We start from the raw sequence: 7,130 nt of genomic DNA, 5'->3' as shown, positions 1-7,130 counted from the left end.
GTTTTGTACCTGTTTAAGGATCATTGCTTTGCGTTTTTCATAATCAACAATGACTTTAGCGGCCAGTAAATCCTCTTCGTATGTTGCAGCAGAGCGGATTTCGATGGGTTCTGGCGCCATAAAGCGGTGGCCATGTGACACCCTAGATGCGGTGAGTCCAAAAATAGTTCCAAGGTCGTCGTTATCGCCATACAAACAGACCACCCAATGCACTGGTCGGACGAACTCTGTACGTGATGAACCCCAGCGCATGCGTTTAGCGATGGGTAGCTTAGCGAGAGCTTCATTGACTACATGGGCTGCAACAAGTTCGGTTTGCGCACCCGGCACGGTCTTCGTAAACCCAAGTCTTGGGCCTTTGTCGGAATCGATCAGTTCAAGCTCGTCAGCACTAACACCCTGTTTTTTTGCAAACCCAATCGCTGCGGGTGTCCATTCACCGGCAGCGTTTTTGGCGGCGGAAGCAGGCGGTCCGAGGACGATTTCTTGTGTATCTGGGCTTCTACTGGGGAGCTCGTTAATTCTGACGGCGAGACGGCGTGGCGTTGCAAACCACTCGCTGTGCACAGGTGCAAGATTTAAGTGCGAGAAGCCAGCGACCACTTCATCATGAAATGATTGGGCTAATGTACGAAGTGATTTTGGTGGTAATTCTTCAGTTCCAATTTCAATTAAAAACGCGTCGCTCATGCTTAAACCTCTTTGTTCCATTTTGCCAGTGCCTCATCGCGCATCTCAGCGCTGGCTTGCGGAAAGCCCAGCCTTGCTCGGGCGTCGTAATAGGCGAGTGCGGCGGCTCTTGCAAGTGTCCGAACGCGAAGGATGAAGCGTTGTCGCTCCGTAACCGAGATCGCATGGCGAGCGTCGAGAAGGTTAAATGTATGCGAGGCCTTCATTACCATTTCGTAGGCGGGTAGAGGCAAGCCTTTGTCCGCGAGACGTTTTGCCTCGGTTTCTAGGTGATCAAACTGGGTGAATAGAAAATCAACAGGCGCTTCTTCGAAGTTGTAGGTCGACATCTCAACTTCGTTCTGGTGATATACATCACCGTAGGTAATCTCTCCGTCAGGTCCTCGAGCCCAGATGAGGTCGTAGCAAGAGTCAACGCCCTGAATATACATGGCAATACGTTCAAGCCCATAGGTAATTTCGCCAGTCACAGGGAAGCACTCGATGCCTCCAGCTTGCTGGAAGTAGGTGAACTGGGTGACCTCCATGCCGTTGAGCCAAACTTCCCAACCCAATCCCCAGGCACCTAGGGTTGGTGATTCCCAATTGTCCTCGACGAAGCGTACATCGTGAACTTTGGAATCAATGCCGAGTGCCGCCAGGCTGTCGAGATATAAATCGAGGATATTATCGGGTGAAGGCTTTAGCGCAACTTGAAATTGGTAATAGTGCTGCAAGCGATTTGGGTTCTCCCCATAGCGTCCGTCGGTAGGGCGCCGACTGGGTTGAACATAGGCCGCTCGCCAGTTTTCTGGGCCGATGGCGCGTAAAAAGGTTGCGGGGTGAAAGGTTCCTGCGCCAACCTCCATATCTAGCGGTTGAATAATGACACAGCCGTGATCCCCCCAAAATTTTTGCAGGGTGAGAATAATTTCTTGGAAAGACATCACCGGATTGTCTGCAGACACGCCAACCTCGCTACACAAGCTGTACAAAGCGCCGTATTATACAGACTTATGGGTAGACGATATACGGGCTTGGGTACAAGGGGCCGACTTAGTAGGGTTGAATGACAACATCTTTAATAAAAGCGGGCCTTTCTTTACTCAGAATGATGCCTTTATCTTGGGCGCGCCGCATAGGGCGTTGGCTTGGTAAATTAGTTTGGGCCTTGCACCTACGTGAAAGGCATATAGCCCAAGTGAATATTCAGCTTGCCTTTCCACATTTGAGTGAACGAGAGCAGTCTGCGCTCGCGAAGCGTTCCATAGAGGCCGCGGGTGAGTGGTTTTCTGAGCTTGGCCGGGTGTGGCAGGGCTCTCGAAGCGAACTCGATAAACTAGTGGTAAAGGTGCGTGGCGTGGATTATTTGGCCCAAGCCCAAGCTGAAGGCCAAGGGGTCGTGTTTTTAGCGCCGCACATGGGCAACTGGGAATTTGTAGGGCTTTACATCAATACGCTCATACCGCTGTCTTGTCTTTACGAACCACCCGAGCAGCCCGGCCTCGAGGACTTCATTGTCAAAGCTCGGGGTCGTTTCGGCATGACAACGTTCCCGACCACACCAAAGGGCGTTGTGGGTTTAACACGTGCCTTGAAATCGGGCAGGGCGGTTGGTGTTCTACCAGATCAAGTACCACGGGACCTCTCGGCCGGGTGTAACGCACCTTTTATGGGTCAGATGTGTTTTACCCCCACTTTGGCGGTAAAGCTTGCTCAGCGAACCGGTGCTCGGTTGTTTTATTTAATCGCGTATCGAGTGGATCAAGGTTTTGAAGTGCTTATCCAGCCCGCCGATGACGCAATATATACTGAAGACCTGACGGTCGCGATGACCGTTATGAATCGAGGTATAGCCGAATTGTTAGCACCCTATCCTGAGCAGTATCAATGGACGTATAAGCGCTTTAGAGTTAGACCACAACAGGGTCCAAATCCCTACCATCGAGGTAACTAAATGAAAAACCAGTATATGGGAAAGTTGGTGGGGGGTCTTATTGGCTTTCTAACCTTGGGCCCCTTGGGCTTGTTACTAGGGCTTTGGGTGGGCCATGCGTTTGACAAAGGTCTGGGTGGTTTAGCGCAGTTTGCTTCGCCTGAGTTTCGAGCAAAAATTCAAGAAAGCTTTTTTACGACTACGTTTCGACTATTGGGTTGCCTAGCGAAGGCCGATGGGCGGGTAAGTGAATCCGAAATAGCTCATGCTGAGGCGCTAATCTCTCAAATGGGTTTAGACGCGAGAGGTCGACAGCGGGCAATTGCGTTATTTAAAGAGGGGTCAAGTAAAGACTTTGAGTTAGAGGTGGTCGTTAATGATTTCTTAGGTCTAGCTGGTCGCCATCCGCAGTTGAAGCAAACGCTGCTGCTTTTCTTAATTTCAATGGCGCTTGCCGATGGCACGATGGATCCCGCCGAGCGCAATGTTCTTGATCATATTGGCCGGTTGCTTGGATTTAGTGAAGCTCAGGTCGCCCATTTATTACGAATGGCGCAAGCGCAAGGTCGCTTCCATGAAACCCCAGGGTCCCAGGGTACTATTAATGACATTCAAGTAGCTTACGACGCCTTAGGCGTGCAACACACGGCCAGCGATGCCGAGGTCAAGCGCGCCTACCGGAAGCTGATGAGCGAGAATCACCCAGACAAACTGATAGCTAAAGGCGTGCCAGACTCTATGGTCAAACTCGCGACTGAGAAGTCGCAAGAAATCCAAGCGGCTTATGAGTTGATTAAAAAGCAGCGCGCAAATGCATAGAGCGCTTAACGGCGCCAAAACATGGGTGTAAACAATACCAACAAGGTAAATACTTCCAGACGACCCAGTAGCATAGTGAAGGCCAACACTAACTTCGTGTGGTCCGATACGGTAGAGTAGTTCGCAGATACATCACCCAAGCCTGGGCCTAAGTTGTTTAATGACGCCGCAACGGCAGAGAAAGCGCTTAAAAAATCTAAGCCCATTGCCATTAAAAGTAACAAGATCATCAAAAAAGCGATGACATAAACGGCGAAAAAGCTCCACACCGCGCTCACAATAGCTGCATCTACTCGACGTCCGCCGACTCGCAGTGGAATGATGGCTTGAGGGTGGATGAGCTGGCGCATCTCGCGCAGGCCCTGTTTCACGATTAATAAAACCCGCATCACTTTCAGGCCGCCACCCGTAGAGCCAACGCAGCCGCCAATAAACGAAAACAATATCAGCATCATAGGAAGAAAGGTTGGCCAAGACGAAAAGTCTGTTGTCGTGAAGCCGGTCGTTGTTGCCATGGATATTGCTTGGAAGACGCCGTGCACCACACTTTCTTGCGGATCAAGAGTTTTTGTGGCGAGTAATATCAGGCAGGTTACGACGATACTCGCTGCAAGACAAAGCAAAAAGAAACCCGTTTCGGGATCTGAAACATAACCTTTTAGGCTTTTGTGTTTCCAAGCAAAAAAATGTAGACCAAAGTTTATGGCGGCAATCGCCATAAATAAGCTGCTAATCCATAAAATGCTATCGTTGTTAAAGTAGCCCATGCTCGCGTCGTGGGTGGAGAAGCCACCAATGGCAACCGTGGAAAACGCATGTCCAATGGCATCGAAGCTATTCATACCGGCCAAGTAATAAGCCAAAGCACAGGCCAAGGTGAGGGTAATATAGACGTAAAACAGCGCGAGAGCCGTGCCGCTGATACGAGGCGTCAGCTTGTTGTCCTTGGATGGACCTGGCGTTTCGGCCCGATACAAGGCCATACCTCCGACCCCGAGCATGGGCAATATCGCCATGGCGACTACGATAATTCCGATACCGCCTAACCACTGCAATAACTGACGATAGAGTAACAGTGACCTTGGCAGATCATCCAATCCAACTAAAACCGTCGCACCCGTAGTCGTCAACCCTGAGATCGACTCAAAAATTGCCGCGGGCAATGTCAAACCAAGGTCGGGTGCTAACCATAAAGGCGCAGCTCCAAAGGTCCCAAGAACTAACCAAAATAAAGACGTTACGAAAAAGCCATCGCGAATACGTAGTTCTGAATGCGCACCCGCGCAGGGAGCCCATAGTAAGAACCCACCTAAGAGGGTAATTAAAAAACCATCAATAAACGCCGTTATCGTGTTGTCCTGATCAAGCCACGCAAGCGCAAGCGAGGGTAGCATAGCGGTCGAAAACAGCATTAGCAGTATGCCAAGAATTCTAAAGGAGGTTGCTAACGACATAACCTAAAAGAAAAATCCAAAGCCCGGATTGAACAGCTTCTCGACTTCCCCTATTCGGGCTTTGTCGGTTACAAAAAGAATGACGTGATCCTCGTGTTCAACCGCGACATGTCCGTGCGCGATAATAACATCGTTGCCGCGCACAATTGCTCCGATCGTGACGCCCGCGGGCAGCTTAATCTCATCGAGTCGGCGGCCCACGACCTTGGATGATTTTTTATCTCCCCGCGCGACGATCTCTAGAGACTCCGCAGCTCCTCGACGAAGTGAGTGCACACTACTAATATCACCTTTCCGGACATGGGTGAGCAATGTACCAATCGTTATTTGTTGGGGTGAAATTGAGATATCGATTTCGTCACCAATAAGCTCGGAGTAAGCAGGGTTGGTGATGAGTGTGATGACTTTCTTGGCTCCCATTCGTTTTGCTAACATCGACATCATAATGTTGGATTCGTCGTTGTTGGTCAAAGCACAAAACACATCGGTGGTTTCAATATTTTCGTTACGCAAAAGCTGAGGATCTGCGGCACTTCCATGAAGTACTAGCGCGGACTTCATTTTTTCTGACAGTGTTCGACAGCGCTGGTAGTTTTGCTCGATGATTTTAACGTCATACTGGTCTTCTAGAGCCAACGCTAGCGTGCTACCAATGTTACCGCCGCCGGCAACGATCACTTTGCGATAATCCTTATCGATTCGTCGAAGTTCTGACATCACGTTGCGAATGTGCTTTCGGTCTGCCAAGAAAAAGACCTCGTCTCCTGCCTCGACGATGGTGTCGCCCTCGGGAATTAGCGGACGATCTTGCCGGAAAATAGCGGCGACACGAGTATCAACTTTTGGCATGTGCTCGCGTATTTCTTTGAGCTGATGCCCAACAATAGGACCGCCTGCGACCGCCCGGACGGCCACCAGCTGCACGCGCCCGTCTGCAAAATCTAGCACCTGCAGTGCACCCGGATTTACGATAAGTTGTTTGATGTTTTGGGTAACCAATTGCTCGGGCCCAATAATGACGTCAATGGGTATATGGGCATCTTCAAACAGGCGGGAGTGGTAGTTCAAGTAATCTTGGTCTCGAATTCGAGCAATTTTTTTAGGGCTATTGAACACACTGTGAGCGACCTGGCAGGCGACGATGTTAATTTCGTCACTGTTGGTCACTGCAATAATGAGCTCGGCGTCTGCGGCTCCGGCGCGCTCTAGGGTCGAGGGCAAGGATGCAGGGCCTTCCACTGTGCGAATATCGAGCCGGTCTTGCAAGCCTCTAAGGATAGCGGCGTCAGTGTCTACTACGGTAATATCGTTTTGTTCGCTGGCCAGCTGTTCGGCGAGCGTCCCGCCTACTTGACCTGCACCTAGTATGATGATTTTCATCGCGATTCGGTGCCTACTAAGGTTTTACGTACCATACTGAATCCTGCTTTAGAATCCCAGTGTTTTTGTTTGTGGCTTCAAGCTTTTTGTACGCGACAAAAGTACAACCCATCCGAGCCGTCTCTTTGGGGAATGAGCTGACGCCCAAACTCTGTGGTGTACCCCCATGATTTGTTAATTGCCTGTATCGAGGCCTGTTTTTCTTGTTGCAGAAACAGCCGGATTGTTTGATCGTTTTCTTGCTCGAAGATCGAGCAAGTGACGTACAAAAGCGTTCCACCCGGTTTGAGTTTGGGCCAAAGATTCTGCAGAATTTGAAGCTGCTGTGCGTGAAACTGCGCTAAATCTGACTCCAACCGCAAGGTCTTAATGTCGGGGTGCCGACGAACAACTCCAGAGCCCGAGCATGGCACGTCGGCAAGAATATGATCAAAACATTCCTGTTCGGCGTCCTGCGCTTGCGAAAGTTCTTGTATGTCGATCGTTAACCCAAGCCTTTCGGCGCTTTCTCTAACTTTAAGTAAGCGCTCACTATTTATGTCGCGCGCTACAAAGTGGGCGTCAGGATATAACTCCGCTAAATGGCAGGTTTTTCCTCCGGGTGCGGAGCACGCGTCTAAAACTTTTTGCTTGGCTTCGATCGCGAAGAGTTGAGCGGCTACCTGAGCCGCTTCGTCTTGGATTGACACCCAACCTTTGTCGAAGCCTGGAAGTTTTTCTACGGAGCAAGCTTGATTTAAACGGATACACTCGGGTGCGAGTTCGGACAGTGTGCCATCAATATCCATAGATCGTAGTGTCTGTAGGTAGTCGTCAGCAGAGTGAAGCCGTGGGTTAACTCGCAGACACATCGGCCCAGCATGATTATTGGC

The 7,130-nt window shown here is 50.3% G+C and carries 7 protein-coding genes; 2 read left to right on the top strand and 5 right to left on the bottom strand.

Annotation, left to right across the window (positions count from 1 at the left end):
- Together ACTF5Z_RS10655 and glyQ are read right to left on the bottom strand one after the other, a co-directional pair.
- A partial coding sequence (locus tag ACTF5Z_RS10655) for a glycine--tRNA ligase subunit beta (protein WP_438985613.1) occupies window positions 1-690 on the bottom strand: 690 nt, incomplete at its 3' end.
- 2 nt (window positions 691-692) lie between these two features.
- Window positions 693-1,616, bottom strand: a complete 924-nt coding sequence (gene glyQ / locus ACTF5Z_RS10650; RefSeq protein ID WP_438985614.1) for a glycine--tRNA ligase subunit alpha — start codon at window positions 1,614-1,616, stop codon at window positions 693-695.
- Window positions 1,617-1,738: 122 nt separating this feature from the next.
- On the opposite strand from glyQ, the gene ACTF5Z_RS10645 reads away from it, so the two are divergent.
- Together ACTF5Z_RS10645 and djlA are read left to right on the top strand one after the other, a co-directional pair.
- A complete protein-coding gene (locus tag ACTF5Z_RS10645; protein WP_438985612.1) occupies window positions 1,739-2,626 on the top strand; it encodes a lysophospholipid acyltransferase family protein in 888 nt (295 codons plus the stop codon).
- Window positions 2,627-3,424 carry a co-chaperone DjlA gene (gene djlA, locus ACTF5Z_RS10640; protein WP_438985611.1) on the top strand — a complete coding sequence of 266 codons (798 nt, stop codon included), beginning with the start codon at window positions 2,627-2,629 and terminating at the stop codon, window positions 3,422-3,424.
- Window positions 3,425-3,429: 5 nt separating this feature from the next.
- On the opposite strand, the gene ACTF5Z_RS10635 is transcribed toward djlA, so the two are convergent.
- The 3 genes from ACTF5Z_RS10635 to ACTF5Z_RS10625 form a co-directional block, all read right to left on the bottom strand.
- Window positions 3,430-4,878, bottom strand: coding sequence for a TrkH family potassium uptake protein (locus ACTF5Z_RS10635; RefSeq protein WP_438985610.1), 1,449 nt, complete (start codon window positions 4,876-4,878; stop codon window positions 3,430-3,432).
- 3 nt (window positions 4,879-4,881) lie between these two features.
- Window positions 4,882-6,258 (bottom strand): Trk system potassium transporter TrkA, encoded by a 1,377-nt coding sequence (trkA, locus tag ACTF5Z_RS10630; protein ID WP_438985609.1) that lies wholly within the window; start codon window positions 6,256-6,258, stop codon window positions 4,882-4,884.
- Window positions 6,259-6,335: 77 nt separating this feature from the next.
- On the bottom strand, window positions 6,336-7,130 hold a 795-nt coding region (locus ACTF5Z_RS10625; protein ID WP_438985608.1), incomplete at its 5' end, for a methyltransferase domain-containing protein.

The sequence above is a fragment of the Aequoribacter sp. genome, from assembly GCF_965659035.1.
Taxonomy (GTDB): domain Bacteria; phylum Pseudomonadota; class Gammaproteobacteria; order Pseudomonadales; family Halieaceae; genus Aequoribacter.
Note: the sequence above shows the minus strand (reverse complement) of the source record. Positions and strands in the feature narration are given on the sequence as shown.